This is a genomic window from Actinomadura craniellae, assembly GCF_003289645.1.
Lineage (GTDB): Bacteria > Actinomycetota > Actinomycetes > Streptosporangiales > Streptosporangiaceae > Actinomadura_D > Actinomadura_D craniellae.
Map to the genome: position 1 here is coordinate 657,069 of NZ_QLYX01000001.1, position 25,838 is coordinate 682,906.

Here is a 25,838-nt window from a genome sequence, read left to right on the forward strand (position 1 = left end):
TGAGAACCTTGTGTCACGGAGTGTGCGGGAGCAAGCGGATGGCCAGGTTGGGCCACTATCCGTTCCGACTTGACAACCTAGAGTGTTCGGTCGGGTGCGAGTCCGGTTGTGAAAGCTGCGATGAGCTGGGAAAACGTCGATTCTGGCCAGCTCGTTGTGGCGCCCGCGCCCGGCGTTCGCCCGCTCATCGGAGGAGCGCCGGGCCCGCGTGCGCACGCGGGATGCGCTCACCGGGTGGGTGAGCACCGGGGCCGCGCGTGCCGATCCATGGCCGAGGCGCTGTTCGGCCACCGTTTCGCCACCCCACGCCGGCACTGGCTGTGACTATTTCGGTGACTCGGCACTGACCGAGATCGATCCATCACTCGAACCCAGAGGTGCCCCCATGTCCCTGGTCACTCTCCTCGCGGCGGACCCCGCCGCCGCGCAGCGCTGGCGCCGCACGTTCCCCGGCGAGCCCGAGCAGGCGGCGGCCGCCCGCCGCTTCGCCGCCGCGCTGCTGCCGGACTGCCCGTTCCTCGACGACGTCCTGCTGGCCACCGGCGAGATGGTCGGCAACGCGCTGCGGCACACGAAGTCAGGACGGTCCGGCGGCCGTTTTGCCGTGGAGATCCGCCGCACCGGCGACCTGATCGCCGTCGCGGTCACCGACGAGGGTGGCCCGACCGAACCGGCAACCCCCGACGCCGACCCGCTCGCCGAGTCGGGGCGCGGGCTGCGCACCGTGTCCGCCTGCACCACCGGGTGGGGTTGGTTCGGCAACGAGACGGGCCGCACCGTCACCGCCGTGTTCGCCTCCGGCGGCCCGTGCGGGGAGGCCGTGCGCGCCCTCTGAGGGGACCGGCATCGGCAAGGGGCCGGCCGGTGAGGGGCGCGGATGACGGGCCGGAGCAGGTGCCGGATCCGCGCCCGGTCATGTCGTGGGCGAGGTGATGACGCTGACCCGGTACGGTACGGTCGCGCGGCACCCGGCCCCGATGACGATCGATTTCGCTGGGTGGGCGGCTTCGGCCCGTCCCGGGTCCGGTCCCGACCGAGCGGCCCGCGGCCTAGTGGTGGACGTGCGCGCGCTGGCCCTCGCGGTCGAAGATCATGATGAGTTCGGCGGGTTCGTGCAGGGCGCTGAACGAGTGCGGGGTCATGGTCGAGAACTCGGCCGCCTCGCCGGTATCGACGTCGATCTCCCGGTCGCCGAGCCACAGCCGGACCCGGCCTTCGAGCACGACGAACCAGTCGTGGCCCGGGTGGACCCGCTGGGCGGGCTTGCCCGTGGAGGGTTCGAGCCGGACCTTGACCGCGATCGTGCGCCCGTCGGGCCGGCTCAGGGGCCAGGTGGTGCGGGTGCCGGAGCTGTGCGGCGCCGGGCGGATGACCACGTCCTCGTCGCCGGGGACCTCGAAGAGCGCGTCGAGGCCCACCTGGAGCGCGTTGGCCAGGGGTACCAGCACGTCGAGGCTGAGCGTCCGCTTGCCGGTCTCGACCCGGCTGATGGTGGACGGGCTGAGGTTCGTGCGCTCGGCCAGCTCCTCCAGTGAGTAGCCCAGCGTGGTGCGCAGGCTGCGCAGCCGCGAGCGGGCCAGTTCCTCGATGCCGGAAGCGCTCCTCATCCTCCCATCTTCGGCCCTTTTTGCAGTTTCCGCAAGGTACCTTTCGGTTTGCACCAGGGGTGCATACCGTCGGCGGCATGACGAACGAGACCGCGCACCGCACCGTCGAACGGCACTGCGACGTCGCAGTGATCGGCGGATCCGCGGCGGGACTGGCCGCCGCCCTGCAACTCGCCCGCCAGCGGAGGTCGGTCATCGTGATCGACGACGGCACGCCGCGCAACGCTCCCGCCGCGCACATGCACGGCTATCTCGGCCGCGAGGGCGCGGCGCCCGCGGAGCTGACGACGATCGGGCGTGATGAGGTCCGCGGCTACGGAGGGGAGGTCCTGCTCGGCCGGGTCCTCGCCGTCCGGCGCGGTGACGACGGCCGGTTCCGCGTGGAGCTCACCGGCGGGCACCACCTGATCGCCCGTCGCGTGCTTGCCGCCACGGGCCTCGCCGACGAGCTGCCCGCCATCGACGGGCTGGCCGAGCAGTGGGGGCGCGCGGTGATCCACTGCCCGTTCTGCCACGGTTTCGAGGTGCGTGACCAGCGGGTGGTGCAGATCGTCACCCATCCGATGGGGCTGCACCCGACCCCACTGTTCCGGCACCTGACCGGCCACCTCACGGTCGTGCTGCACGACGGCCAGGGCGTGGACGACACCATCGTCGAGAAGCTGAGCGCCGAGGTGCCCGTCATCCGGGACACGGTCCGGCGAGTCGTGACAGCGCCCGACGGCCGGCTGGTCGGCGTCGAGCTGGCCGGCGGGACCACGGTCGAGGCCGACGCCGTGGTCGTGGGCCCGCGCTTCCATGCCCGGGCCGAGATGCTCGCCGCCGCCGGTGTCACCACCACGCCCCACCCGTCCGGACTCGGGGATGCGGTCGAGGTCGACCAGACGGGCCGGACCGCCGTGCCGGGGATCTTCGCCGCCGGCAACCTGACCGACCCGGGCATGCAGGTCCTGCACGCCGCCGCCCATGGCAGCCGGGTCGGCGCCATGATCTCCTTCGACCTGGCCGACGACGACCTTGCTGCGGGCACCCGGACGTCCGGCGAGCGGACCGACTGGGAACACCGCTACGGCGCCACCGGGTCGATGTGGAGCGGCAACCCCAATGGCACCCTGGTGGGCCAGGTCAGCGGCCTGGTTCCCGGCCAGGCCCTCGACGTCGGTGCCGGCGAGGGAGCCGACGCGCTCTGGCTGGCCGAGCAGGGCTGGGACGTCACCGCCTCCGACATCTCCGGCAACGCCCTCGCCCGCCTCGCGGCGGAGGCCGACCGCCGGGGGCTCGACATCCGCTGCCTGCGCGGCGACGCCAACGACCCCGACGCCTTCGGTACCGGGACGTTCGACCTCGTGTCGTTGCAGTACGGCTCCTTCCACCGCAGCCCCGACCGACGCGGCCTGCGCAACCTCCTCAACGCCGTCGCTCCCGGGGGCACGCTCCTCGTCGTCGGCCACGACCTCACCCCACTGCGCGATCCGGTCGACGTGAGCAGCCAGACCCGGATCTTCGATCCCGACGCCTACGTGGGGGTCGACGAGATCGCCGCCGCCCTCGACGATGCCTCCACCTGGCACGTTGAACTCCATGAGACCCGCCCCCGTCCCCCAGGCGCGGCCAGCACCCACCACGTTGCCGACGTGGTGCTACGAGCGCGCCGCACACCCGCACCACCACCCGCCACCCACGCTTCGCAGGCCGACCGGTAACGCCCCACCACCATGCCGAAGACGGCGCGGAACAGCACGCGGCCGGACCCCGCGACAGGTCGCCCGCCAGGCAGATCGCCGGCCAGAACCGCGAATGCCTCGCGGCGGGAGAAGGCTGGACCGGCACCCGGTTCGTGTTCGCCGCACCCACCGGCCACCCCGGCGAACCCAACCACGTCACCGACCAGTTCGAACGGTGATGCAGCCGCGCCGCTTCAGTCGCAGCCCAGGGTGGCGGCGACGGCCAGCAGGTCGGCCGCGAGGGCGCGGTCTCCCACCGCCCGGTGGGGGAACGCCGCCGGGACCCGCCGGTTGGCGAGCAGGCGGCAGAACTCCTCCATCGCGGCGGTGATCGTCACATCGGGCCGGCCCGGCTCGTCGCCGGGCGCCAGCGGGACGGTCCACTCGCCGCCGGCCGGGCCGGTGAGCACCAGGCGCGCGGTCCGGCGCGGGTGGTGCCGGCCGGCGGCGCGCAGCGCCTTCGGCAGCAGGCCGATGCCCAGCTCGGCGATGAGGCGCTGGTGCGCGGCGGGCGGCGGCTCGGCGGGCCGGCCCACGACCATGCGGATGTCGTCGGCGTGGATCCAGGTCTCGAAGGTCCGCTGCACCAGCGCGGCGCGCGCCGGCCCGTACGCCGGGCTGGTGCCCGCCAGCCGCACCTGCGCGTCCAGTGAACGGGTGCCGGTGGACACGTCCCGCAGCACGGCCCGGGCCTGCTCGTGCCAGGAGTCGCGGGGCCGGGCGCCGGCCGCGACGGGCGCCAGGCCCAGGTCGGTGGCGAACATGGAGTCGTTCCGGGTGAGGTGGACGATCAGCGCCTCGACCGAGTCGTAGCCGGGGAGCGGCGCCCGCCAGGTCGCGGCGCCGAGCGTGGCGAGCAGCCCGTTCATGCGGGCGACCTGGCCGGCGTAGGCGGCGGTGAGGTCACCGTCCTGGTGGGCCGGCGTGCCCGGGGGGCGGCGCCGGAACGCGGCCGACAGCACGGCCGCGCGCAGCGGCGGGGGAGGGGGCTCCAGGGTGGCGGCCAGCAGCGCCGCGCCGCCGCGCAGCCGGTCGGCCTCCGCGGAGCAGCCCGGGCAGGAGGCCACGTGGTCGGCGACACGGGACGCCTCGTCCGGCGGGCAGGCGTCGATCATCCACGCGGCGAGCGTTCCGTCCATGGCCGGATGCTCCTCGCTCATCCGAGCCTCCCCTCGGGGTCTGGTCCCTGCGTGCGGTCCGGCCGGGACCGCCGGCGGTCAGCGGTGGTCATCAGGGGAGCCCTTCCCGTTCCAGCTCGCGGCCGAGCCGGGCCAGCGCGCTGCGGATCCGCGACTTCGCCGTGCCCTCGGGGATACCCAGTATCGCGGCCACCTCACGGTAGGTGTGCCCGCGGTAGTAGGCCATTTCGAGGACGTCCCGCAGCACCGGGGGCAGCGCCGCCAGCCGGTGCCGCACGGCGCGGGCCAGCTCGCCGGCCAGCACGCCGTCCTCCACCCCGTTCACCGGGCGGCCGTCGTCCGGGGGAACCGTCCGCCGGACCCGGACCTCCCGGCGCACCCAGTCGACCGCCCGCCGGTGGGCGATGGTCGCCAGGAAGCCGCGCAGGGAACCGCGCCCCGGGTCGAAGGCGTGCGGCCGTTCCCAGAGCGCGACGAACACCTCCTGGGTCACGTCGCGCGCGCCCTCCGGGTCGCCGGTCACGCGCACCGCGACTCCGTGGACGACGGGGGCGAACAGGTCGTAGGCGTCCTCCAGCGCGGTCTCGTCCCCCAGGACGAGCCGGTGGCGCAGCCGCCCGTCCCGGGCGGCCGTCGAGTCGGGCACGTCCATCCGCATCACCGTCCCCCTTCCCTGCCGGGCGGGCGCGCTCAGCGCCGCCGTCAGGACGATCCGCATGAACGGGCCCCGCCCCGCCCGCCCGAACGAAGTCATGGTGATGGGCGCCGTCAGCTCGGGCCGATCGGACCCGGTCACCATCCGGTCCACCCGCCGCACGGTCGGCGTCTCGGCATCATCGGTCCTCTCCGCCCGCCCCGGCGGGCCTGTGCCGGCTCTGGTCACTGTTCGCCCGGGAAGCCGGATCGGATGACGCCGTTTTTCAGCCGAGGCGGGGAACGTCGGCCGAAATGGCGACGTGATCGGATCTCGGCCGCCGGTCACGTTCGGGCGGTGGCGATTATCTGCGCCGGAATCACCTGTGAAGGCGCCCGGTGGGGTGCGGGTCGGCGGGGCGCGAGTTGGGGGGGCCGGTGGGGGACATCGCCCATACCGGTGGCGGCCGTCGGATGTGAGCGTGGTGATGGCCAGGACGCGCCGGAGCAGGCACGTCTGGTCACCTACCGGCCGGGAGCCGGTAGCCACCTACAGGGAAGTGGAGACATGAAGCAGTCACGTGCGAACCGGGCCACGCGGGGGCGGCGTGCGTCGTTGCTGGCCACGCTGGCCATGACGGCGGTCGCCGGCGGTGTGCAGGCCGCCGGGGCGGCACCGGCCGGCGCCACGGTGGCGGGAGTCACCCGGCACGTCGGTCCCCTGGTGCCGTCCGACGGACGGCCCCAGACGGAGGCGCAGGCCGAATGCCCGGCGGGCAAGAAGGTCATCGGGGGCGGCGCCCGTGTCACCGGTCCGGCCAAGGCGTCGATCCGCCTGACCAGGCTGGTGCCGGTCAGCGAACCCGGCGGCCCGGATCGCTTCGAGGCGGCCGCCGAGGAACCACCGGGCGGTGCGACGGGCGTCCATTCGCTGGAGGCCTACGCCATGTGCGCCCCGGCGAACACCGTCCCCGGCCACACGATCCGCGCGCTGTCCTCCGCCTGGGAGGCGAAGCCGATCCACGAGGCGGTCGCCGGGTGCCAGGACCCGAACGACGAGGTGCTCGGTGCCGGAGCGGCCATCGACGACAACGGCGCCGGGACCGTTCACCCCGGGCTGCAGATGGCCCGCGTCGGCGCCCCGGCGCTGGACATCGCCCGCGCGAGGGCCGCGCTGGTCCCCGGGTCGAGCCTCGGTAGCTGGCGCGTCCTCGCGTACGCCATCTGCGTCGACAGGACCGCGCTGGACGCCAGGGCCTCCAGCGACGTGCAGCCCCTCAGGCTGGTGCACCAGCCCTGCCCCAGCGAACGGCCGACGTTGCTGTCGGTCGGCGGGGCCACCGGCGCCGACGCGGATGGGTTCCCGTCCTTCCTCAATGATCTCTTCCCCGAGCAGGTCCCGGGCCAGAGCGGGTACCGCACGCTGCTGCGGGTGGCCGGTCCGCTCCCCGCCGACGGCGTGGCCGTCCGGGCGATCTGCGCCTGACCGGCACTCTCGGATCCGCGGCCGGTCCCGCCAGAGCGAGCACGGCGGGGCCGGCCGCTCCCACCAGGATGTACGGCTGGAGCGTCACGCACTGCCTGCCCAGCTCGCCGAGGAGCCGTCGGCCGCCCTGGGCACGGTGCGCGAGCTGGCGGAACAGGCCGGGTACGCGGGAGTCGAGGTCCTTCCGGTGGACAACGACTTCTTCCGCCTCTACCGGCTGCGTTCGGGCGAGCCGTCCGTGCGGGCCAGCAGGTGAATGACGCCGATGCGCGAGGTCAGCCCGAGCTTGGCCAGAAGGCTGCCGACATGCTTCTCGACGGTCTTCTCGCTCAGGTGAAGGCGGCCGGCGATCTGGCCGTTCTGCAGGCCCTGGCCGACGAGCAGGGCGACCTCGCGCTCGCGCGGCGTGAGCGATGCGAGCCGGGAGTCGGGAGGATCTCCGGTGCCCGCCGCGGGGACCCGTGGCCGGTCTCCCAGGCTCCGCAGGACCCGCAGGGCCGCGTCCCGGTAGCCGGTGGCGCCGAGGGCGGCCAGGTCGGCGGCGGCGCGCCGGAGCACCTGCCGGGCCGGGCCCTTCCGTCCCTGGGCGAGGAGCGCCTGCCCGGCGAGCGTGCGGCAGTGGCCGGCCCACAACGGCGTGCCGGCACCGTCGGCGCTCTCCGCGCCCTCCTGCGCCACCCGTTCGGCCTCGGCCGCCCGCCCTGTGGCCAGCAGCAGTGACGCTCGCGCCCGGGCCAGGACGGGGAGGAAAGCGCCCGTGACCCGTCCGCCGATCTCTGCCGGGGCACGGTCCACCCATGCCGCCGCCTCCTCGACCCGGTCGAGGGCGAGCAGCACCCGGACGGTGACGTCGAGCGCGCGCAGCCGATCGCGGGTCCACAGGCCCGGGTTGACCCACCCGTACTCCTCCAGCGACTGGAGAGCGCCCCGTGGATCCCCGGCGGCCAGGCGGGCGTCGGCGATCGTCCACCCGGCCGAAGAGGACGGTCGCGGCCCGAGCAGGCCGCGGGCGGTCTCGCCGTTCGACAGTGCCTCATCGATGTCGCCGCGAGCCAGCGCCACCCAGCCGCCCAGCAGAGCCCCCCAGAAACCGACGGCCCGGTTGCCGGTCACGATGAGGGTCTCCAGCGCCTCCTCGGCCGCCTCCCGCGCGTCGCTGAGCCGGCCGAACTCCTCGTCGACGAATCCTCGGCCGATGCGGAACGACGGTGCGAGCAGGCCCTGCCCGGGGCGCCGGGCCAGATCCAGGCCACGCTCGCACAGCTCCGCGCTGATTCCGTAGTCACCGACCATGAAACGCGCCGTCGCCAGCCAGAACAGCATCCTCAGCCGTGGCGCGAGGGCGTCATCAGGAAGCGCCGCGACGAGTGACGTCGCCTCCTCGATCCGCGCACTGGCGGCGGCCAGCTCGACGGGGTCGTCGCTGCGCAGCGCGCAGTTGGCCGCGTCGGCCAGGCGTACGGCGGCGTCCGCCTCCAGCGCGGGGTCCCCGGCCTCCCGCGCGGCGGCGAGCGCCTGCTCGGCGAACTGCCGCGCCCGGACGTGGGCGCCGCGGTGCGTGCGTTCGTAGGCCGTCGCCAGCGCCAGCTCGGCGACCAGGTCCGGCGTCGGCTCCGTGAGCGCCGTACGTTCCCCCTGCAGGAGCCGATGGGCCGGATCGGGGTCGGAGGTCCACAGCGCCTCGATCTCGCTGAGCACCACGACCAGGCCGACGCGGCCGGTGGTGGCCTGCGCCGGCAGCATGTTCAGCGCCCGGCGCAGGACGTCACGTGCGTCCAGCGGACGGCCGGCCGCGACGAGCGCGTACCCCTGCGCCGTGAGCAGCTCCAGGTGACGCGGCTGGTGCTCGCCGCCGGCGGGAAGCAGGCGCAACGTCGCCTCCAGCCAGCCCGCGGCGCTGGCCGGGGCGGCCGTGGCGACCTCATGCGCGGCCTGTACCAGCAGGTCGATGGCGGCCAGGTCACCGCGCTGGGCGGCGCGTTCGACGTGGTGCGCCCGCTCGGCCGGAGTGGCGCCACGCTTGGCGAGCACGTCGGCCGCGCGGGAATGCGCGCCCAGCCGCCAGCCGCCCCGGGCCTGCTCGTAGACCGCCCGCCGGACGAGGGGGTGCCGGAAGCGGAACTGGCGCGGATACGCGGTGGGGACGACGAGCTCCGCCGCGAGCAGCCCGTCCAGCGCGTCGAGGGCGGCACGATCGTCGACCTCGGCCACCGCGGCGGCCAGGTCGAACTCGAAGGGGTCGCCCGCCACAGCGGCGCCCTCCAGCACCCGCCGCGCTCCGGCCGGCAGATCACGCAGCTCGCTCGCCAGCGCGGCGCGGACCGCGGCGGGGACGGCGAGCCCCGTGATCGTCACGGCGTCCGGCAGGGCGGTGACCGCACCCGCCCTGGCCAGCTCCTCCAGGTAGAACGGATTGCCGCCGCTGGCCTCGTAGAACCGCTCACGAGCGCCACGGCCGACACCGGGCAGCAGCTCTGCCGCGGCTTCGGGTGGCAACGGCCCCAGGTCGAGCAGATCGGTCACACCACTCCGCACGCCCTGAACGAGCGCCTCTTCCAGGTCCGCGGCACGGCCGGTCCGAGTCGAGATCACCAGCAGCACCGGCGCGGGGGGCGGCCGATGCAGCAGCAGGGCCAGCACCCCGGCCGAGGCGGGGTCGGCCCAGTGGACGTCGTCGAGCAACAGCGCGATCGGGCGCTCGCCGGCCAGACACTCCAGTAACGAACGCACCGCGCGCGCCGCCCGATGGCGCTCGCCCGAAGCGGCCGGCGCGCAGCCGACCACCGGTCCGAAGGACGGCAGGATGGCCGCCAGCTCACCGAGCTGACCGCGATCCATGGCGGCCAGGCCCGCGGCCGATGCGGCGGCGGGAGCGTCGAGGGCGTCGACGAGCAAGGCGAACGACAGATCGCGTTCCAGCTCCGAGGCGCGGCCGGTCAGTACCGGCATGCCGTGCGACGCCGCCCGCTCACCGAGCTCGGCCAGCAGGCGCGACTTGCCGATCCCGGCCTCGCCGCGGACTCCGAGCACGTGCGGCTTCCCGCCGCGGACGGCATCGAGCACCGCCTGGATCGTTGACAGCTCCCGCTCCCGGCCTACCAGAGGGGCCGGCCGCCATGTCATGGCGGCAACGCTATCCCAGCGTCCGCTCGGCACCAAGGGCCCGATGTGCGGGTCATCCCCCTACCGCAGGGCCTGGCCGGGAGAGCATCGTGGGCACGGCAGACCACTACTCGGCGGGCCTCCGTCGTCACCCGCGGCCGGGGTTCCCGGCCGGGACCCGCGGGGGTGCCGCGGTGACCACGGACGTCCCGGTCCCGGCGGCGGAGGTGTCGCGGCGGGGCCGCAGCACCCGGGCCAGGATGCCCGGCGCGAACAGGCTCTGCGGGGGAGCCACCAGGTTGGTGACGTGCAGGAAGGCGTTGCCGACCACCGGGTCGGACTCCGCGGCCCGGTGCAGCCGGGCGATGTAGGCGTTGAGCAGCCGGACCCGCGGCGTGCGGTTCCCCTCGATGGCGGGGAACCGCAGGTCGCCGCCGACCGCCATGTCCCAGGGCACATTGATGATCCGCGCCGCCTTCGGGAAGAACCGGCGGGCCAGGCCGTCCGTCCCCGCGCGCAGGCATTCCCGCAGGGCGACCGCCTCGCACGCCGCCACCGTCATCCCCTGCCCGTAGGAGGGGTTGAACTGGCACAGGGCGTCCCCGAACACCACGTATCCCGCGGGGAAGCGGTCGAGCCGCTCGTACCGGCGGCGGATGCTGGTGGGGATCCGCATCCGCCGGGGCGGCCCGAGCGGTTCGAGCCGCTCGACGAGGTGGTGGATGTCCGGGACCGACAGCCGGGCGGCGAACCGCTCGTACCCCTGCGGATCGGCGGGCGGGACGTCGTCGCCCATGCCCAGCAGGGTGATCAGCCAGCGGTCGCCCTCGGCCCTGATCGCGAACCCGCCGCGGGGCGCGGCGGGGCCGTGCGCGGCGAGGATCGCGGTCATGTCCGTGTCGCCGGGCCGGTACCGGTACTCCCGGGTGACGTAGACCAGGCCGGAGTCGACGTGCTCCTCCACGGGCAGGTCGTAGCCCAGCGAGCCCAGCCACACCGCGCCGCGGTTGCCGCGCCCGGTGGCGTTCACCACCAGATCGGCCGGCAGGTCCGCGGGCTCGGTGCCGGGTGCGGCGCCGGCGGGCAGGAACCGGACGCCGCGGATCCCGCGCCGCTCCGCGTCGGCGATCAGCCCGACCGCCTCGCGGCGCTGGTGGATCTCGACGCCGGGCAGGGCGGCCACCCGGGTGCGCAGGTACTGCTCCAGCCGCGGCCGGCTCACGGCCAGCCCGCGCAGCGGGGAGGGGGCCGGGTGCAGCCGCCGGCCGTCGTTGTACCAGGCGCAGTCGTCCTGCATGTCGCATTCGATGGCGCCCCCGGCGACCAGGTCCGCGGTCAGCCCGGGGAAGAGGTCGTCGAGGATTTCGCAGCCCCGGGCCAGCAGGCCGTGCGTGTGGTGGCCCTGCGGGACGCCCCGGCGCGGGACGGACTCGTCGGGCAGCGCGTCCCGGTCGAGCACGCTGACCCGGGCGAAGTGCTCGCCGAGTACCCGGGCCGCCAGCAGCCCGCCGATGCTTCCCCCGATGACGACGGCGTGCCCGGCCCTGCGATCGGTGTCGTTCATGATGGTCCCCTCCGCTGCGTTCGCCTGTGCCGGGAACGACGATGCGCGCAGCGGATTGGGAACCGTTTGGCAATGGCTTGGCGCTGGGGCGTCATCCGGGGATCAGCGGTTCCGCACCGGATGGACGAATACCGTACCGCCTATTTCGGGACGGCCCGGAACGAGCGGGTCATGCCGGGATGACACCGTCGATGTCGACGGGGAGGTGACGCGGCCCCCGCAGGGTGGCCGAACGCCGGTAGGGCGGCGGGTCGGTGACGAGCCGCGGATTGACGACCCGGCGGGAGAATTCGGTCAGCGCGATTCGCGCTTCCTGCCGGGCCAGCGGAGCGCCGAAGCAGTAATGGACACCGCCGCCGAAACCGAGGTGCTGGTTGTCGTGCCGGTCGGGATCGAAATGGTTGGGGTCGGGGAAACGGCCGGGATCCCGGCTGCCGGCGGCGAGCATCAACGTGATGACCGAGCCCTGGGGAATGGTGACGCCGGCGACCTCGATGTCGGACAGGGCGGTCCGCCGCGGCCCCAGCATCTGCACCGGCGGCTCGTAGCGCAGCAGTTCCTCGACGACGCCGACGGCCAGGCCGGGGTCCCGGCGCAGCCGCTCGTACACGTCGGGGTGGCGCAGCAGGGTGAGCACCCCGTTGGCGATGAGGTTGACGGTGGTCTCGTGCCCGGCGACGAGCAGCAGGGCCGCGGTGGCCAGCACGTCCTCCCGGGACATCTCGCCGTCGGCGGCCAGGGCGGACAGCAGGTCGTCGCCCGGCTTCCGGAGGTGGGCCTCCACCAGCCCGTTCAGGTACTCGCGCAGTTCGGCCGTCGTCCGGCGGCGCCGCTGGTTCCGCTCGGCGACCGATCCGCTCGTCGGGTCGATGGAGTCGATCAGGGTCTGGGACCAGACATGGAAGCGCGGCTCGTCCTCCCGGGGAACCCCGAGCAGTTCGCAGATCACCGTGACCGGGAACGGGTAGGCGAAGTCGTCGACGACGTCGATCCGGTCCCGGCCGGCGAAGTCGTCGATCAGGCCTGCGACGACCTCGCCCATCCACGCCGTCATGCCGTCGATGCGCCCGGCGGCCGAGGGCGGCCCGAAATGCCGCATGACCAGGCGGCGGAGCCGGTCGTGGTCGGGGGAGTCGCGGCCGATGAACGCCGGGGTGGTCCCGGACTCCTCCTCGCTCAGCGCGAGCCCCCTGATGCACGACTCGGGCAGGTTGCGCGGGTCCGCGCTGACGCGCGGGTCGTGGAGCAGCGCGACGATCTCCCGGTAGGAGCTGACCACGTAGCTGCCGTCCGGCTGCCGCGCCACCGGCTCCCCGTGCAACTCGGGGAACAGCGGGTACGGGTCGGCCCGGTGGGCGTGGTCCAGGAACCGTTCGTAGACGCCGGGCTGTGTCATGCCATCGCTCCTTGCCTTCGGGTTCACCCGTTCCGCTCCACCAGGACGGCCCGCCGCTCGTCCGGGTTGTGGCCGGTCACCACGACGGTGGTGTCCTGCATGGCGGAGATCCGGGCCGGCATCTCCGCCGGGAGGACCTGCAGCTCGGCGGGCCGGTCGGCCATCGCGAAGTCGGGCGGGAACGGCGCGGCCCGCTCGATCAGCCCCTGGTAGAACTCCAGCGACATCCCCTGGTCGAAGGTGACCGCGGCGGTGACGCGGCCTCGATGCCCGTAGGCGGCGACGAACCGGCGGTCGGCGACCGAGCCCTGGACGACGGCGACCTCGTCGGCGAAGGTCGGCACGCCGACGGATTTGATGTTGGTGCCGAACTGGACGGACCAGAAGACCGGCAGCGACAGGTGCGGTCGGCGCTCGGTCGGCGCGCTGATCATGTTGTGCGCCGCCACCTGGGCCTGGTTGACCGCGTTCCCCCAGTGCTCCAGGGCCAGGAACTGGTAGCCGTAGACCGGGTGGGGGAAGCGCGCCACGTCCCCGGCGACGAAGACGTCGTCGGACACCATGCCGTTGACGTCCACGGCCCGGCACCCCGCGTCGCAGGACACCCCCCACACGCCGGCGGCCAGGCCGGAGCCCCGCAGCCATTCGACGTTGCGTTCCGCACCGAGCGCGGCGACCGCCACCTCGACGTCGAGGACGTCCCCGTCGGACAGGCGGGCGCGGCGCAACCGCCCCTGCGCGTCCCCCTCCAGCGCCGTGACCGTGGTGTCGCAGCGCAGGTCCACCCCGTGCTCGCGCTGCATCTGTGCGGCGACCGCGCCGATCACCGCGCCCAGCGCCCCCACCAGCGGCGCCGGCCCGCGCTCGACGACGGTGACCTGGAGGCCGAGTTCCCGGCAGGCGGAGGCGATCTCCGAGCCGGTGAAGCCGGCGCCGATCACCAGCACCCGGGGGTGCTCCGCCAGCCGCTGCCGCAGCATGTCCGCGTCCTCCCGGGTGCGCAGCACGAACACCCCGTCCAGGGCGGCCTCCGCCGTGTTCGGCCACTGCCGGGCGCGCACCCCGGTGGCGATCAGCAGCCGGTCGAACCCGATCCGCCGGCCGTCGGCCAGGCGGACCTGCCGGTCGGCCAGGTCCAGCCCGGACGCGGGGGTGCCGCGCAGCCATTCGGCGTCCAGGCCGTCGGCCTGGGGGAAGATGGTGTGCTCGGCGGGGGTCCGCATGCTCAGCACCTGCTTGGACAGCGGGGGCCGGTCGTAGGGCTGGGACCACTCGTCCCCGATCAGGGTCAGCGAGCCGGTGTACCCCTCCCGGCGCAGGGTCGCCGCGGCGCGCAGCCCGGCCAGCGAGGCACCGACCACGACGATGTGGCCGACCCGCTCGTGCGGTCGCCGGCCGTCGGGGGCGGGCCGCGGCCGGCCGAGGCCGCTCATCTCGTCGACCACCAGGGCCTGCACGGGGCAGGCCGCGGCCGCCCGCAGGACGTGCTCGCGCTGTGCGTCGTCGGGGTGCGGGTCGTACATCAGCGCCTCGGCGCCGTTCATCGTGAAGACGTCCGGCGCGGCGAAGACGCACTGCCCGTACCCCTGGCACCGGGTGAGATCGACGACAACTCGCACGGGGACCGTCCCCCTCCGGAAGTCGGGCAGGGAACCGGCGGCGCGGGACGTCCCCGCACCGCCGGGAATGAGCCGGTGAGGCCAGTGCATGGTCGTTACCCTGGACGGGCGCCTGCTACGGCCTCGTCACTGCACATGTCATAGCTGATGTCCGTTTTCTTGATGTTTTAACGGACTTGCTAGGGCAGAGATGTGGCTCTGCCCGAAACAGGGGCCGGCTCAGCCGGTCACGAACCGCTCGTCGACCTCCTCGGCGGTCAGGCCGAAGTCCGACAGGGTGTAGCGGTGCGCCGGGCGGGCCGCGCCCGAACGGCTCTCCTCGTGCAGCCGGGTCATGGCCGCGCGGGCGGCGTCGTCCAGCGGCAGCCCGAACCGGGCGTAGACGGCCTCGACCGTGCCGAGCGGGTCGCGCACGAAGTCGTCGTAGTCCACGTCGCAGAACCGCGCCGGGTCGTGCCTGGCGCGCTCGGCGCGGAACCGGTCGAGCCCGCGGCCCCACAACTCCAGCTGGTCCCGGCCGATCACCGCGCCGGTGAACACCTCCGACCAGCCCGCGGTCACGTGCGCGGCGAGGCTGCACATCGACGCCATCGCCGTCCGCGGGGCGCGGTGGGTCTGCACGATCAGCGCGTCGGGGTAGACCTCCAGCAGCGCGTCGAGGGCGAACAGGTGGCTCGGGTTCTTCAGCACCCAGCGCCGGCCGGCGTCGGGGAGACCGATCAGCTGCAGGTTGCGCCGGTGCCGGCGGTAGGCCGAGGTCCAGTCCTGCGCGTCCAGCCAGGCCGAGTACGCCGGCAGGTGCGCCAGGCACTCGAAGGACACCGACCGCATCGACTGGCGGAGCAGCTGCCAGCACTCCTCGACCATGTCGGCCGAGATGTAGTGCACGCCCATGAACTCGGGATGCTCGGTGTGGTGCCGCTCGTAGCGGGACTGGACGGTCTGGAAGGCGGGGTCCGCGGCCCAGGTGTGGCGGGGCGGGCGCGGCTGCGGCAGCTCGGCCAGCCACAGCTCCAGCCCCTGGTGCGCGGGATCGGCCGTGAGCAGCCGGTGCAGCGCGGTGGTGCCGGTGCGCGGCAGGCCGGTGACGAAGATGGGCCGCTCGACGGGCACGCCGGCGTGCTCGGGGTACCGCTGCCACGCCGCCTCCGACAGCAGCCGCGCGATCAGCGCGCCGCGCAGGTACGAGCGCTTCACCCGGTGGCCCAGCGGGGTGAGGCCCGCGTCCGCGGCGTAGGACTCCAGCAGCGCCGCCAGGCCGTCGCGGTAGGCGTCCTCGCCGAAGTCGGCCAATCCGGTGATCTTGCTGGCCGAGGCGTGCAGGTCCTCGATCGTGCCGATGCCGTCGCGTCCCGCGGTCATGCGCTCGCTCCTCCGGATCAGTGGTGCCACTCGCCGCAGTTGACGTCCAGGCACTGCCCGGTGACCGCCCGGGCGAGCGGGGACAGCAGGAACACCACGGCGTCGGCGACCTCGTCGGGCTCGGGCAGCCTGCGCAGGTCGGTCGTCGCGGCGGCCTCGTCGTAGATCTGCTGCGCCGGGACGCCGCGCTTGCGGCCGAGGTGGTTGAAGTACCACCGCAGGTTGTCGGCCCAGATGTATCCGGGTGCGACGGTGTTGACCCGCACCCCCTGCGGGCCGAGTTCGGTCGCCAGGCTCTGCGCGAGCGAGAGCAGGGCGGCCTTGGCCATCTTGTAGGCGCCGAAGGTGCGCCGCGAGTGCCGCAGCACCGCGGAGTTGATCATCACGACGGAGCCGCCTGACTCGGCGAGCGCCGGGACGAGCAGCCGGGTCAGCCGCAGCGCGGCGAGCGCGCCGACCTCGAAGCCGCCGCGCACCGCGTCCAGGTCGACCGAGCCCAGGTCGGTCAGCGGCGGGATCGCGAAGGCGCTGTTGACCAGGCCGTCGACCCGGCCGTAGGACTCCAGCGCCGTGTCGGCCAGCCGCCGGCAGGACGCCTCGTCGGTGACGTCGGTGGGGACCGTCACCGCACGGCGGCCGAGCTTGGTCACCTCCTCGGCCACCTCGGTCAGCCGCGACTCGGTCCGCGCCGCCAGGACCACGTCGGCACCGGCCCTGGCGCACTGCAGCGCGAGACCGCGGCCCAGGCCCGGGCCGACGCCGGAGATGACGATGACCCGATCTTCCAGCACCATCAGCCCAGCATCCTTCGGGCGACGGCGGTCTGGCGGGCGGAGATCCGGTCCGCCCACTCCTGCGGGGTCACCCGCTGCCGGTCATGGTGGGGCAGCCGCTGCGGCAGCGCGTCGAACGGCATCACCTCCACCGTGGGGCCGTCGTCGGCCTTGAGGTCGCGCGCCAGCCGCTGCCAGCGGAACTGCAGGAACCCCCGGCGGTGCCCGGTGCGCTCGACCCAGTTGGCCAGGCCGGGGTCGCGCTCGCTGACGACGTAGCGGATCCTGCCGTCGGGATCGACCCGCGCCTGGTCGGCGGTGAGGCTGGTCTGGTGGTTGATGTAGTCCAGCGAGACGTACCACAGGCTGCCGAGCTGGAAGCCGTGGTACGGCGCGTCCGCGCACGCCGGCACCGTGATCACCATGACCTGGTCGTCGTCGAGGTCGTAGTGGCCGACCGAGGAGTACTGCGTCGCGAGGCCGCCGGGCGTGAGCCGCGGCTCGGTCATCGTGTTGACCGGCAGATCGAGGTAGTGCCACTGCGGGAAGGCCAGGAACGTGCGCAGCCGGGTGAGCAGGATCCGGCCGGCCACGTCGTAGCGCCGGGTCATCTTCTCCACCGTGGCCGGCGGGGGAGCGGACCCGAGCGTGTCGGCGCGGTGGATGCGGATCTCGCCGGGCCGTTCGGCGTCCCAGTCGCTGGAGACCTCGCGCGCGATGAGCATCGCCGAGCCCGGTGCGAGCGCGAAGCGGTTCGGGCCGGTGTCCGTGCCCGGCGGGCCGAAGCGCAGCTCGTAGGACCCGTCCGCGGCGATCTCGATGTCGCGGTCGTCGAACGCCGTGAGGCTGTCGGGCGAGCGGGCCGGCGAGTAGTCGCCGTTGAGCACCTGGAAGCTCAGGTCGGCGGTGGTGCCGCGGCGGCCGGTGACGACGTACTCGGCGTCGTCGCGGACGTAGGCGTGGAAGTAGAGGGTGTCGGGGTTGTCCAGGCCGAGCTTGGCGTACGGCCCGGTGGAGGCGACGAAGAACGGGAAGTCGCGCTCGTAGGCCCAGGCCAGGTGCAGCGACGCCTTGATGCTGCCGGCGAGGTAGTCCAGGCCCTCGGCCAGGTCCTGCTCGGTCTGCGCGTGGGGCGCCGAGCGGATGATCTGCTCGGCCTCGGCGATCGCCTGGACGAATGACTGCGTGGCCACCGGACTCCTTCGACTGGCGGTACGGACGGCGATGCGGGTAGAACGTGTTCTAGGATGGGTCGGCGGGCGCCCAGCGGTTCGCGGTGAACGCCAGGCTGGGCAGGTCGTCGAGGGACACGGTGAACTCGTAGGTCCGCTCGTGGCCGGTGCGGCTGATCCGCCACCGGCCGTCGGGGCAGCGCCGGTAGTGGTCCTCGTAGTAGGCCGCTCCACGGATCATCAGCCGGTGCTTCATGACGATGACCGTGTCCTCCAGGGACCAGTGGCCGATGGCCCGGTCGCCGTCGATCTCGATGTCGTGCTGGCCGACGAGGTGCGTGGTGATCGTCCCGGGCCCCAGATTGGCCCGCATGTAGTCGACGATGGCGTCCCGGCCGGCCAGGTTCAGCGATTTTCCGAGCACGGGGGTGTCGTACCGGGCGACGGCGTCCTCGGTGAAGGTGTCGCCGAAGTCGTCCCAGAGCTTGAGGTCCACGCAGCGCAGGTAGCGGTACTTCGCCCGGCGGATCTCTTCGAGCGCGATCAGATCCATGCCCCTCAGCTTGCTGGACCGCGCACCGGTTGGCAAGAACGTGTTCTATTTTAGTGCCGATCGAAGGCCGCCCGGCGGCGGGCCGGACGCCTGAGGCACTATCGGTGTTCGCGTGCGCGGGCGGCGACCCGGCGGCCGCCGGGGCCGGCTAACGCGGCGCGGGGATGTCCTTCAGTGCGCTCTCGGCGGCGGTGCACGGGTCGGCGGCCGGCTCGACGTTGCGGAGCCGGCAGGCGGTCCGGCGCAGCAGCAGCCGGAACGCCGCGCGCTCCTGCGCGCTCAGCGCGTCCAGCAACCCGTCCTCGGCCTGGCGTACCCGTTCCTCGAGGTCGGCGAGCGTGCGGGCGCCCTGCGGGGTGGCGACGATCTTCCGGGCGCGGCGGTCGGCCGGGTTCAGCCGGCGCTCGACCAGCCCGGCCTCGACGAGGTCGTCGATGACGTACGTCATCACGGTGCGGTCGATGCCCAGATGCGCGGCCAGTGCCGCCTGGGTGGGCTGGTCTCCGTGGACCACCGCGGCGAGGATCTGGTAGCCGCGGGTGGCGTGCGGAAGCTCGCCCAGCAGCGGGGCGACCGACCCCTGGTAGGCGCTCAGCAGCACCCCCAGATGCCAGCCGAAGTCGCCCTCGGCGTGCACGCGCCCCCCGTCATGCGTCCCGGACCCCGTGCCGCTCATGCGGGAATGCTATCCGGGGATACGCGGTTCGACCAAACGTCTGTGCACTATATGGTCTGTGCGACAACACATCTGTGCCGCCACTGAACGAGGGGGACGCATGCCCGACTACGGCCACGACCTGATCTTCGGGTCCTTCATCACGCCCGCCGCCGCCCCCGAGCGGACCGTCGCCCTGGCCCGCGAATCCGAGGCCGCCGGCCTGGACCTGGTGACCTTCCAGGACCACCCGTACCAGGCGCGCTTCCTCGACACCTGGACGCTGCTGACCTACGTCGCCGCGCGGACCGAGCGGGTCCACGTCTCGGCGAACGTCCTCAACCTGCCGCTGCGCCCGCCGGCCGTGCTCGCCCGGGCGGCGGCGAGCCTGGACCTGCTCAGCGGCGGGCGCTTCGAACTCGGCCTGGGCGCCGGGTCGTTCTGGGACGCCATCGAGGCGATGGGCGGGCGGCGGCTGACCCCCGCCCAGGCCATCCAGGCGCTCGACGAGGCCATCGACGTCATCCGCGGCGTCTGGGACGCGGGCAACACCGCGCACCTGCGGGTGGACGGCGCGTACCACCGGGTCGACGGCGCCAAGCGCGGCCCCGCCCCCGCCCACGACATCGGGATCTGGCTGGGCGCCTACAAGCCCCGGATGCTCCGCCTGACCGGCCGCAAAGCCGATGGCTGGCTGCCCTCCCTGCCCTACATGCAGGGCCCCGACCCGCTCACCACCGGCAACGCCGTCATCGACGAGGCCGCCGCCGCGGCCGGCCGGAACCCCGCCGCGATCCGCCGCCTGCTCAACATCGCGGGCCGGTTCGGGCCGCCGGGCGACCAACCGCTGTCCGGCCCGCCACGGCAGTGGGTCGAGGAACTCGCCGAGCTGACCCTGGAGCACGGATTCAGCGGATACGTCCTCATGAGCGACGACCCCACGGCCATCCGGACCTTCGGCGAGGACGTCGCCCCGGCACTGCGCGAGCTCGTCGCCGCCGAGCGTGCCCGATGACGGGGACGCACGCCCGCCGGGACGCGGACATCGACCACTCCGGTGTGCCGGCGTCGCTGGCCGGCGCCGCGGTCGCACCCGGGGACGCCGGGTACGCGGCCGTCCGCTCCACCTACCTGCGCGGCGGGTCGCCGGGCCTGGTGCTGCGACCGCGCACGCCGGGCGAGGTCGCCGACGCCCTGGGCTTCGCCCGGGCGCAGCCCGTGCCGCTGTCCCTGCGCAGCGGCGGGCACGGCGTCAGCGGCCGGTCGACCAACCACGGCGGCGTCGTCATCGACCTGTCCCGGCTCGACGCGATCGAGATCCTCGACGAGGAGAGCCGCCGGGTCCGTGTCGGCCCCGGCGCGCGCTGGGGCGATGTCGCCGCGGCGCTCGCCCCGCACGGCTGGGCGATCAGTTCCGGCGACTACGGCGGGGTGGGCGTCGGCGGGCTGGCGACCGCGGGCGGCATCGGCTGGCTGGTGCGCGAGCACGGCCTGACCATCGACCACCTCCGCGCGGTGGACATGCTGCTGGCCGACGGCTCCCCGGTGCGCGCGAGCGCGACCGAGAACCCGGACCTGTTCTGGGCCGTGCGCGGCGCCGGGGCGAACTTCGGCATCGTCACCTCGTTCGAGTTCGAGGCGCACGAGGTCGGCCAGGTGGGGTTCGCCCGGCTGGTGTTCGACGCGACCGACCTGCCCGGCTTCCTGCGGCGCTGGGGCGCCGCGATGGAGGCCGCGCCGCGGGACCTCACGTCCTTCCTCATCACGGGCGCGCCCCGGCCCGGACAGCCGCCCCTCGCCCAGGTCATGGCGGTGGTCGACGCCGCCGACGCCGAGACCGTCGTGGACCGGCTGCAGCCCCTCGCCGCCACCGCGCCGCTGCTCGACCACGCGATCCAGATCCTCCCGTACCCGGCGATCATGCATACGCCGCCGGACGTCCACAACGGCCACGGGGAGCCGGTGGCACGCTCCGCGTTCGCCGAACATCTCACCCCGGACCTCGCGTCCGCCGCGGCGTGCCTGGTCGCCGGCGGGGACGCCTACTTCTTCCAGATCCGCTCGGTCGGCGGGGCCGTGGCGGACGTCGCCCCCGACGCGACCGCCTACGCGCACCGCGCGGCGAACTTCCAGCTGACGGCCCTCGGGCCGAGCCGCAAGCGGCTGGACCACGGGTGGGACGGGATGCAGGACCAGTTCTCGGGCCTCTACCTCAGCTTCGAGACCGACCTGCGCCCCGAACGGCTGCACGACGCGTTCCCGCCCGCCACCCTGCGGCGGCTACGGGAACTGAAGCTCCGCCACGACCCCGACAACGTCTTCCGCGACAACTTCAACATCGCGCCCCCGGGCTGAAAGCCGCTTTGTTGACCTTTTGCCGGGAAGCATCCTGCGCAAGGTAACAATAAGAAGTCAAACAACTACGTTGAGTGCATGACTAGTGATTTGATCGAAGACCGGACCTTTCCCGGCTCCGTCCTGGAGATCCAGAACATCGCCTTGACGCCCGCACAGCCCGAGCCCGGCAAGCAGGTGCGCCTGGACCTGGAGGGCGAGCTCAGCGAGCCGGTGGACCTCCGGGAGGTCACCACGGAGTTCACCGTCAAGCTGGGCATGGTCAAGCTGATGCACCGATCGTGCGAGCTGCCCGAACTGCTGGCGATGCTGGGCGGCGAGCTGTCGGGCGACGCGGAGGTGCCCGCCGGCCCCTTCGCGCGGAGCTGGACCCTCCGGGTCCCCAAGGACGCCCCGCGGGGCAGGCTCCAGATCACGCTCCGTGCGGAGACCTCCGCGGGAGAGGAGCTCGCCGACCTGAACTTCCGGCTCGACTTCCAGGGCTCCCGGGTGCCGAGCTGACGATCCGTCGGTAAGGCGCCCCGGCGGGTGGCACCGGCACGCCTGGGCCACTGCTGGCCGCACCTCCGGCGGCCGGCCCGCCTTGCGCGGGCGGGCCGGCCGCTTCAGCTCGCCGCGATCTCCAGGAGGGCGTCGGCGACCGCGCGGGGCTCGGTGAGCATGAGGTCGTGTCCGGTGTCGATGTCCCACAGGCGGCCCGCCGCCCGCGCCTCGGCGATGAGGCGGGGATCCCGGGTGGTCAGGGTCGAGGTGCAGACGACGTGGTACTGCGGGATCGCCCACAGCGCGTCCTCGTTGCCGAGCTTCAGCGGCTGCTCGAAGCACTTCCAGGGGTGGGCGGTCAGCCGCTCGTCCATCCAGGCGACGACGTCGGGGTCGGTCACCCCGTAGAAGGCGCCCGCGCCCGGAGCGGGCAGCAGGACGAGTTCGACGCCGTCCACGACCTCGCCGAAGGGGCGTGCGGACTCGATGATCGGTCCGGCGATGTCACGCAGCGACTGGCCGTCGCGGGGCGTGGCCGCGTCCAGGTACACCAGCCGCCCCACGCGCTCGGCCATGCGGTCGGCGACACCGGTGACGACCATGCCGCCGTAGCTGTGCCCCACGAGGATCACCTCGCGCAGGTCCTCGTAGTGCAGCACCGCGCCGATGTCCTGGATATGCAGGTCCAGGTCGATGCGCGCGCCCATCAGATGGGACCGCTCGCCCAACCCGGTCATCGTGGGCGCGTGCACCTCGTGCCCGGCGGCCCGCAGGATCCGCGCGACCTGCCGGTAACACCACCCGCCGTGCCCTCCACCGTGAACCAGCACATACGTCGCCATGGCGCCCTCCCTGCCCGAGGTGAGAGCGTCATACTCACAGGTGAGAATGCGAGATTCAACCTGGCCTGGCTCGCCGACGACTTCGACGACTACCTCAACGGCCTGCCCGGCTGGCGGGTCCTCCCTTGAGCCGGTGACGGCCGGTAGGAGCGGCTGCCCCGGCTCAGTGGGGCGGCACCCGGCCGGAGCGCCGCAGCACGCCGGTGACGTCCAGGCCGAGCCCGGCGGCCCAGTCGATGACGGCGGGCAGCGGCGTGGCCCCCTTGACGCAGACCGCGGCGAGCGCCGGCGGGCGGGCGACGAACGCGGCCCACTGGTCCGGGCGCAGGGCCAGGTAGCGCAGTCCGGGCAGGTCGGCGAGCGTGTCGAGGTCGGCGACGTCCGCGCCCGACAGGTCCAGCCCGTGCAGCAGGGGAACCGTCCGCAGCGGGGAGATGCGGACGGGGCCGCCGGCGGTGGCCAACGACAGGCTGCGCAGCGTGGGGTGGGAGTCCAGCGGAGCCAGGTCGCCGCCGCTCAGCGTCACGCGCAGGCGCTCCAGGGGCAGGCCGCGCAGGGGGGCGAGGTCCGCGGTGACGGGGCGGTTGAGGTGGAGCGCACGCAGTCCCGGCACCGCGGCGAGAGCGGAGAGATCGACCTCGCCCGCCTGGTTGACGTTGAGGTGCTGGAGCCCGGGTGATCCGGCGAGTTCCGCGCGGTCGAGCGGGCCCTCCTCGGGGCCGAGGATCCGGAACGCGACGGCGCGGGGCGGCCGGTCGTCCAGCAACTCCAGATAGTCGGGCTCCGCGCTGTAGTCGCCCCGGTCGAGCATGTCGAGATAGTCGCCGAGGAGGGTCGTCACGGAGTCGGCGACGTGGCCGGGGCCGTCTCCGTAATCGCGGCCGATGCGGATGATCTGCCCGGGCCGGCCCGCCCGGGCGGGGGCCAGGTCCGCCGCCAGGTAGTTACCGCCGTGGTCGTGGGCGAACGGGATCCAGGCCGGGTGCCCGGTGCACCGCCGGACCGTGTCCGGCGGGTCGGTGTCGCGGACCGTCTTGTCCCACCCCAGCTCCCAGCCGAACCAGTCGCGCTCCCGCGTCCGCTCGTGCACCCGCACCACCTCGTCCAGCGGCAGCCACGTGGAGCCGTCGAAGATCCCGGCGTCCCGGTCGCCGTCCGCGATCTCGTACAGGGCGCGCAGGTCGGCCGGCAGCCGGGCGCCGAGGCGCTGCTCGGCCCGCTCGATCTCGGCGGGGGAGGCCGCCGGGGCGGGCTTCCGGCTCCGTTCCACCAGCCGGGAGAACCGCCGCAGGTACTCCCGGAGGCGGGCCGTCGCCGTCTCCGGGTCGCCCGCGGGGACGGCGTTCCCGGGCCCCTCCTGATCGAGGCCCGGCTCGGCCGGCAGGTACCCGGGGTCCAGGACCGCGACATGGCCCTCGCCGCCCACGAGCGGCTCGACCGCTCCGTGGAAGGCGGTCGCCTCGACCTCGCCGGACGGAGCGCACGCCACCTCGAAGTGCACCTGACGCCAGCCGTGCGCCGCCGCCACGGCGTCGGCGAGTTCGGCGAGGACGTCATAGTCCTTGGGGAACACCCGCGTGTTCGTGCCGTCGGGCAGGTCGTAGGTGACCCCGTAGCTGTAGCTCATGGCGGACGCGTTGCCGGAGAGCAGCCCGCGCGACCACTCGCCGGGCGCCTCGCGATGCACGCTGCGCGCCAGCTCGTCGAGCAGTTCCGCGATCCGCGCGTCCATCGAACTCCGCCCTCCGGTCATGATCGGCTCCCGTGCCGCCGGCCAGGGTCCCACCACCGCCCGTCCGGTGGAGCCCGTTTCGAAGCACCCTGCCGGAACTTCTCGGAAAGCCCGTCCCCTGGCCGTCCCTCGGACGGAGGGTTCGCCACCGGGCCGTTTGTCCGCGGCCGTTGCACGCCCTAGCGTCCCCCTGTGACCGACGTGGTGGTGAAGATCTCGCAGGGCCTGCTCCGGGGACGGCAGGAGGGCGGAGCCGTCTCGTTCAAGGGGATCCCGTTCGCCGCGTCCCCGCAGGGGCCGCTGCGCTTCCGCGCCCCGGCCCCGCCGGCCGGCTGGGACGGGGTGCGCGACGCCGTGGCGTTCGGCCCGGCGCCGCCCCAACTTCCCCCGGCGCCGGGCGTCCCGCCCGTCTGGCGGCCCGGTGACGGCATGGACTGCCTGACGCTGAACGTCTGGAGCCCGGACCCGGGCGCGACGGGGCTGCCGGTCATGGTGTGGATCCACGGCGGCATGTGGCGGCACGGCGCGGCGAGCATGCCGCACTACGACGCGACCACGCTGGCGGGGGCGGGGGTCGTGGTGGTGACCGCCGGCTACCGGGTGGGGTTCGAGGGGTTCGGTCACCTGCCCGGCGCCCCGGACAACCGCGGCCTGCGCGACCAGATCGCGGCGCTGGAGTGGGTGCGCCGCGACATCGCGGCGTTCGGCGGAGACCCCGGTAACGTGACCGTCTTCGGCCAGTCCGCGGGGGCGGCCTCGGCCGTCCTGCTCATGGCGGCCCCGGACGCCGCGGGGCTGTTCCGGAGGGTGATCGCGCAGAGCGTCCCGGACGGCCTCCGCACCACCGCCGAGGCTGCGCGGGTCACCGGGGCGCTGGCCGCCGCGGCCGGGGTGCCCGCCACGCTCGAGGGCTTCGCCGCACTGCCGGCCGAGGCCGTCTTGGCTGTGCAGGACGCGGCCGGCCCCGGCGGGTTCGGGCCGGTCCTCGACGGCGACCTGGTCACCGGGCCGCTCGGGGCGGGCGTGGACCGGGAGGTGGACCTGGTCTGCGGGTTCACCCACGAGGAGTACCGGGGGATCGCCCCGGTTCCCGCGAACGCCGACCCGGCGGCCGTGGCGGCCTCGTTCGGGCTCGGCCCGGAGGAGGTGGCCGCCTACCGCGCCGCCCATCCCGGCGCCGACGACACCGGCCTGTTCGTCGTGATGCTGTCGGACGCGCTGGTCCGCATGCCCACCGTCCGGGTGGCCGAGGCGCACGCCCGGGCGGGCGGGCGGACCTGGCTGTACGACTTCGCCTGGCGGGGAGCCGCGCTCGGCGCCGGCCACGGCGTCGACGTGCCGTTCACTTTCGGCAACGGCGACGGCCGGTTCGCCGCCCGGCTGCTGGGCACCCCGCCGCCCGCCGACTTCGCCGCCCTGTCGGGCCGGATCCGCGCGTCCTGGACGGCCTTCGCCGCCACCGGCGCTCCGGGCTGGCCGCGCTACGACCTCGAACGCCGCCGCACCCGGATCTGGGACACCACGCCCACCGACGTGGACGACCCGCTGGCCGCCTCCCGCCGGATCTGGGCGCGGGCCGGGTAGGGCGAAGGCGCGCCCTTCATCCAGAAATTTGGAAAACGTCATGGTTTGGTCCGCCCG

At 74.0% G+C, this 25,838-nt stretch carries 21 protein-coding genes; 7 read left to right on the forward strand and 14 right to left on the reverse strand.

Going from position 1 to position 25,838, the window contains the following annotated elements; genetic code table 11:
* Positions 1 to 385 precede the first annotated feature (385 nt).
* A complete protein-coding gene (locus tag DPM19_RS02935) occupies positions 386 to 835 on the forward strand; it encodes an ATP-binding protein (RefSeq protein WP_111863184.1) in 450 nt (149 codons plus the stop codon).
* 214 nt (positions 836 to 1,049) lie between these two features.
* On the opposite strand, the gene DPM19_RS02940 is transcribed toward DPM19_RS02935, so the two are convergent.
* Complete coding sequence (locus tag DPM19_RS02940; protein ID WP_111863185.1) at positions 1,050 to 1,607, reverse strand: helix-turn-helix domain-containing protein; 558 nt, start codon at positions 1,605 to 1,607, stop codon at positions 1,050 to 1,052.
* 77 nt (positions 1,608 to 1,684) lie between these two features.
* On the opposite strand from DPM19_RS02940, the gene DPM19_RS02945 reads away from it, so the two are divergent.
* Positions 1,685 to 3,310, forward strand: coding sequence for a bifunctional NAD(P)/FAD-dependent oxidoreductase/class I SAM-dependent methyltransferase (locus DPM19_RS02945; RefSeq protein WP_111863362.1), 1,626 nt, complete (start codon positions 1,685 to 1,687; stop codon positions 3,308 to 3,310).
* Positions 3,311 to 3,525: 215 nt separating this feature from the next.
* Here DPM19_RS02945 and DPM19_RS02950 read toward each other — a convergent pair whose 3' ends face one another.
* Positions 3,526 to 4,491 (reverse strand): maleylpyruvate isomerase family mycothiol-dependent enzyme, encoded by a 966-nt coding sequence (locus DPM19_RS02950; protein WP_111863186.1) that lies wholly within the window; start codon positions 4,489 to 4,491, stop codon positions 3,526 to 3,528.
* Positions 4,492 to 4,561: 70 nt separating this feature from the next.
* A complete protein-coding gene (locus DPM19_RS02955) occupies positions 4,562 to 5,269 on the reverse strand; it encodes an RNA polymerase sigma factor (protein ID WP_233509826.1) in 708 nt (235 codons plus the stop codon).
* A 402-nt stretch (positions 5,270 to 5,671) separates the two neighbouring features.
* On the opposite strand from DPM19_RS02955, the gene DPM19_RS02960 reads away from it, so the two are divergent.
* The gene (locus DPM19_RS02960; RefSeq protein WP_111863187.1) at positions 5,672 to 6,589 is read left to right on the forward strand and encodes a hypothetical protein; all 918 of its coding nucleotides are present in this window, start codon (positions 5,672 to 5,674) and stop codon (positions 6,587 to 6,589) included.
* A 210-nt stretch (positions 6,590 to 6,799) separates the two neighbouring features.
* Here the strand turns inward: DPM19_RS02960 and DPM19_RS02970 are convergent, their stop codons facing one another.
* The 9 genes from DPM19_RS02970 to DPM19_RS03010 form a co-directional block, all read right to left on the reverse strand.
* Entirely contained in the window at positions 6,800 to 9,712 is a 2,913-nt protein-coding gene (locus tag DPM19_RS02970; protein WP_111863188.1) for a helix-turn-helix transcriptional regulator, read from the reverse strand.
* Positions 9,713 to 9,839: 127 nt separating this feature from the next.
* Positions 9,840 to 11,255, reverse strand: coding sequence for an NAD(P)/FAD-dependent oxidoreductase (locus tag DPM19_RS02975; RefSeq protein WP_111863189.1), 1,416 nt, complete (start codon positions 11,253 to 11,255; stop codon positions 9,840 to 9,842).
* Positions 11,256 to 11,424: 169 nt separating this feature from the next.
* Positions 11,425 to 12,651, reverse strand: a complete 1,227-nt coding sequence (locus DPM19_RS02980; RefSeq protein WP_111863190.1) for a cytochrome P450 — start codon at positions 12,649 to 12,651, stop codon at positions 11,425 to 11,427.
* A 23-nt stretch (positions 12,652 to 12,674) separates the two neighbouring features.
* Positions 12,675 to 14,270 carry an FAD-dependent oxidoreductase gene (locus DPM19_RS02985; RefSeq protein ID WP_111863364.1) on the reverse strand — a complete coding sequence of 532 codons (1,596 nt, stop codon included), beginning with the start codon at positions 14,268 to 14,270 and terminating at the stop codon, positions 12,675 to 12,677.
* Between the two features lie 219 nt (positions 14,271 to 14,489).
* A complete protein-coding gene (locus DPM19_RS02990; protein ID WP_111863191.1) occupies positions 14,490 to 15,632 on the reverse strand; it encodes a sulfotransferase family protein in 1,143 nt (380 codons plus the stop codon).
* Between the two features lie 17 nt (positions 15,633 to 15,649).
* The gene (locus DPM19_RS02995) at positions 15,650 to 16,426 is read right to left on the reverse strand and encodes an SDR family oxidoreductase (RefSeq protein WP_111863192.1); all 777 of its coding nucleotides are present in this window, start codon (positions 16,424 to 16,426) and stop codon (positions 15,650 to 15,652) included.
* A complete protein-coding gene (locus DPM19_RS03000) occupies positions 16,426 to 17,598 on the reverse strand; it encodes a hypothetical protein (RefSeq protein WP_111863193.1) in 1,173 nt (390 codons plus the stop codon). Before DPM19_RS03000 ends, DPM19_RS02995 begins: the two co-directional genes overlap by 1 nt.
* A gap of 49 nt (positions 17,599 to 17,647) precedes the next feature.
* Entirely contained in the window at positions 17,648 to 18,130 is a 483-nt protein-coding gene (locus DPM19_RS03005; protein ID WP_111863194.1) for a nuclear transport factor 2 family protein, read from the reverse strand.
* 148 nt (positions 18,131 to 18,278) lie between these two features.
* Entirely contained in the window at positions 18,279 to 18,806 is a 528-nt protein-coding gene (locus DPM19_RS03010) for a MarR family winged helix-turn-helix transcriptional regulator (RefSeq protein ID WP_111863195.1), read from the reverse strand.
* A 100-nt stretch (positions 18,807 to 18,906) separates the two neighbouring features.
* On the opposite strand from DPM19_RS03010, the gene DPM19_RS36905 reads away from it, so the two are divergent.
* The 3 genes from DPM19_RS36905 to DPM19_RS03025 all read left to right on the forward strand — a co-directional run bounded on the left by DPM19_RS36905 (position 18,907) and on the right by DPM19_RS03025 (position 21,641).
* A complete protein-coding gene (locus DPM19_RS36905; protein WP_111863196.1) occupies positions 18,907 to 19,800 on the forward strand; it encodes an LLM class flavin-dependent oxidoreductase in 894 nt (297 codons plus the stop codon).
* Entirely contained in the window at positions 19,797 to 21,140 is a 1,344-nt protein-coding gene (locus tag DPM19_RS36910) for an FAD-binding oxidoreductase (protein ID WP_111863197.1), read from the forward strand. The genes DPM19_RS36905 and DPM19_RS36910 overlap by 4 nt, the downstream gene beginning before the upstream one ends.
* Before the next feature lie 78 nt (positions 21,141 to 21,218).
* On the forward strand, positions 21,219 to 21,641 hold the full coding sequence (locus DPM19_RS03025; protein ID WP_146778724.1) for an ML domain-containing protein: 423 nt from the start codon (positions 21,219 to 21,221) through the stop codon (positions 21,639 to 21,641).
* 104 nt (positions 21,642 to 21,745) lie between these two features.
* Here DPM19_RS03025 and DPM19_RS03030 read toward each other — a convergent pair whose 3' ends face one another.
* Complete coding sequence (locus tag DPM19_RS03030) at positions 21,746 to 22,465, reverse strand: alpha/beta fold hydrolase (RefSeq protein WP_111863199.1); 720 nt, start codon at positions 22,463 to 22,465, stop codon at positions 21,746 to 21,748.
* 163 nt (positions 22,466 to 22,628) lie between these two features.
* Positions 22,629 to 24,218, reverse strand: coding sequence for an SMI1/KNR4 family protein (locus DPM19_RS03035; protein WP_146778725.1), 1,590 nt, complete (start codon positions 24,216 to 24,218; stop codon positions 22,629 to 22,631).
* Between the two features lie 171 nt (positions 24,219 to 24,389).
* On the opposite strand from DPM19_RS03035, the gene DPM19_RS36715 reads away from it, so the two are divergent.
* Positions 24,390 to 25,781 (forward strand): carboxylesterase/lipase family protein, encoded by a 1,392-nt coding sequence (locus DPM19_RS36715; protein WP_111863201.1) that lies wholly within the window; start codon positions 24,390 to 24,392, stop codon positions 25,779 to 25,781.
* The last annotated feature ends 57 nt before the right edge of the window (positions 25,782 to 25,838 follow it).

What these genes read in the sequence shown, in the direction of transcription:
- DPM19_RS02935 (WP_111863184.1), top strand. Translation starts at nt 386, where the DNA reads ATGTCCCTGGTCACTCTCCTCGCGGCGGACCCCGCCGCCGCGCAGCGC.
- DPM19_RS02940 (WP_111863185.1), bottom strand. Translation starts at nt 1,607, where the DNA reads ATGAGGAGCGCTTCCGGCATCGAGGAACTGGCCCGCTCGCGGCTGCGC.
- DPM19_RS02945 (WP_111863362.1), top strand. Translation starts at nt 1,685, where the DNA reads ATGACGAACGAGACCGCGCACCGCACCGTCGAACGGCACTGCGACGTC.
- DPM19_RS02950 (WP_111863186.1), bottom strand. Translation starts at nt 4,491, where the DNA reads ATGAGCGAGGAGCATCCGGCCATGGACGGAACGCTCGCCGCGTGGATG.
- DPM19_RS02955 (WP_233509826.1), bottom strand. Translation starts at nt 5,269, where the DNA reads ATGGTGACCGGGTCCGATCGGCCCGAGCTGACGGCGCCCATCACCATG.
- DPM19_RS02960 (WP_111863187.1), top strand. Translation starts at nt 5,672, where the DNA reads ATGAAGCAGTCACGTGCGAACCGGGCCACGCGGGGGCGGCGTGCGTCG.
- DPM19_RS02970 (WP_111863188.1), bottom strand. Translation starts at nt 9,712, where the DNA reads ATGACATGGCGGCCGGCCCCTCTGGTAGGCCGGGAGCGGGAGCTGTCA.
- DPM19_RS02975 (WP_111863189.1), bottom strand. Translation starts at nt 11,255, where the DNA reads ATGAACGACACCGATCGCAGGGCCGGGCACGCCGTCGTCATCGGGGGA.
- DPM19_RS02980 (WP_111863190.1), bottom strand. Translation starts at nt 12,651, where the DNA reads ATGACACAGCCCGGCGTCTACGAACGGTTCCTGGACCACGCCCACCGG.
- DPM19_RS02990 (WP_111863191.1), bottom strand. Translation starts at nt 15,632, where the DNA reads ATGACCGCGGGACGCGACGGCATCGGCACGATCGAGGACCTGCACGCC.
- DPM19_RS02995 (WP_111863192.1), bottom strand. Translation starts at nt 16,426, where the DNA reads ATGGTGCTGGAAGATCGGGTCATCGTCATCTCCGGCGTCGGCCCGGGC.
- DPM19_RS03005 (WP_111863194.1), bottom strand. Translation starts at nt 18,130, where the DNA reads ATGGATCTGATCGCGCTCGAAGAGATCCGCCGGGCGAAGTACCGCTAC.
- DPM19_RS03010 (WP_111863195.1), bottom strand. Translation starts at nt 18,806, where the DNA reads ATGAGCGGCACGGGGTCCGGGACGCATGACGGGGGGCGCGTGCACGCC.
- DPM19_RS36905 (WP_111863196.1), top strand. Translation starts at nt 18,907, where the DNA reads ATGCCCGACTACGGCCACGACCTGATCTTCGGGTCCTTCATCACGCCC.
- DPM19_RS36910 (WP_111863197.1), top strand. Translation starts at nt 19,797, where the DNA reads ATGACGGGGACGCACGCCCGCCGGGACGCGGACATCGACCACTCCGGT.
- DPM19_RS03025 (WP_146778724.1), top strand. Translation starts at nt 21,219, where the DNA reads ATGACTAGTGATTTGATCGAAGACCGGACCTTTCCCGGCTCCGTCCTG.
- DPM19_RS03030 (WP_111863199.1), bottom strand. Translation starts at nt 22,465, where the DNA reads ATGGCGACGTATGTGCTGGTTCACGGTGGAGGGCACGGCGGGTGGTGT.
- DPM19_RS03035 (WP_146778725.1), bottom strand. Translation starts at nt 24,218, where the DNA reads ATGACCGGAGGGCGGAGTTCGATGGACGCGCGGATCGCGGAACTGCTC.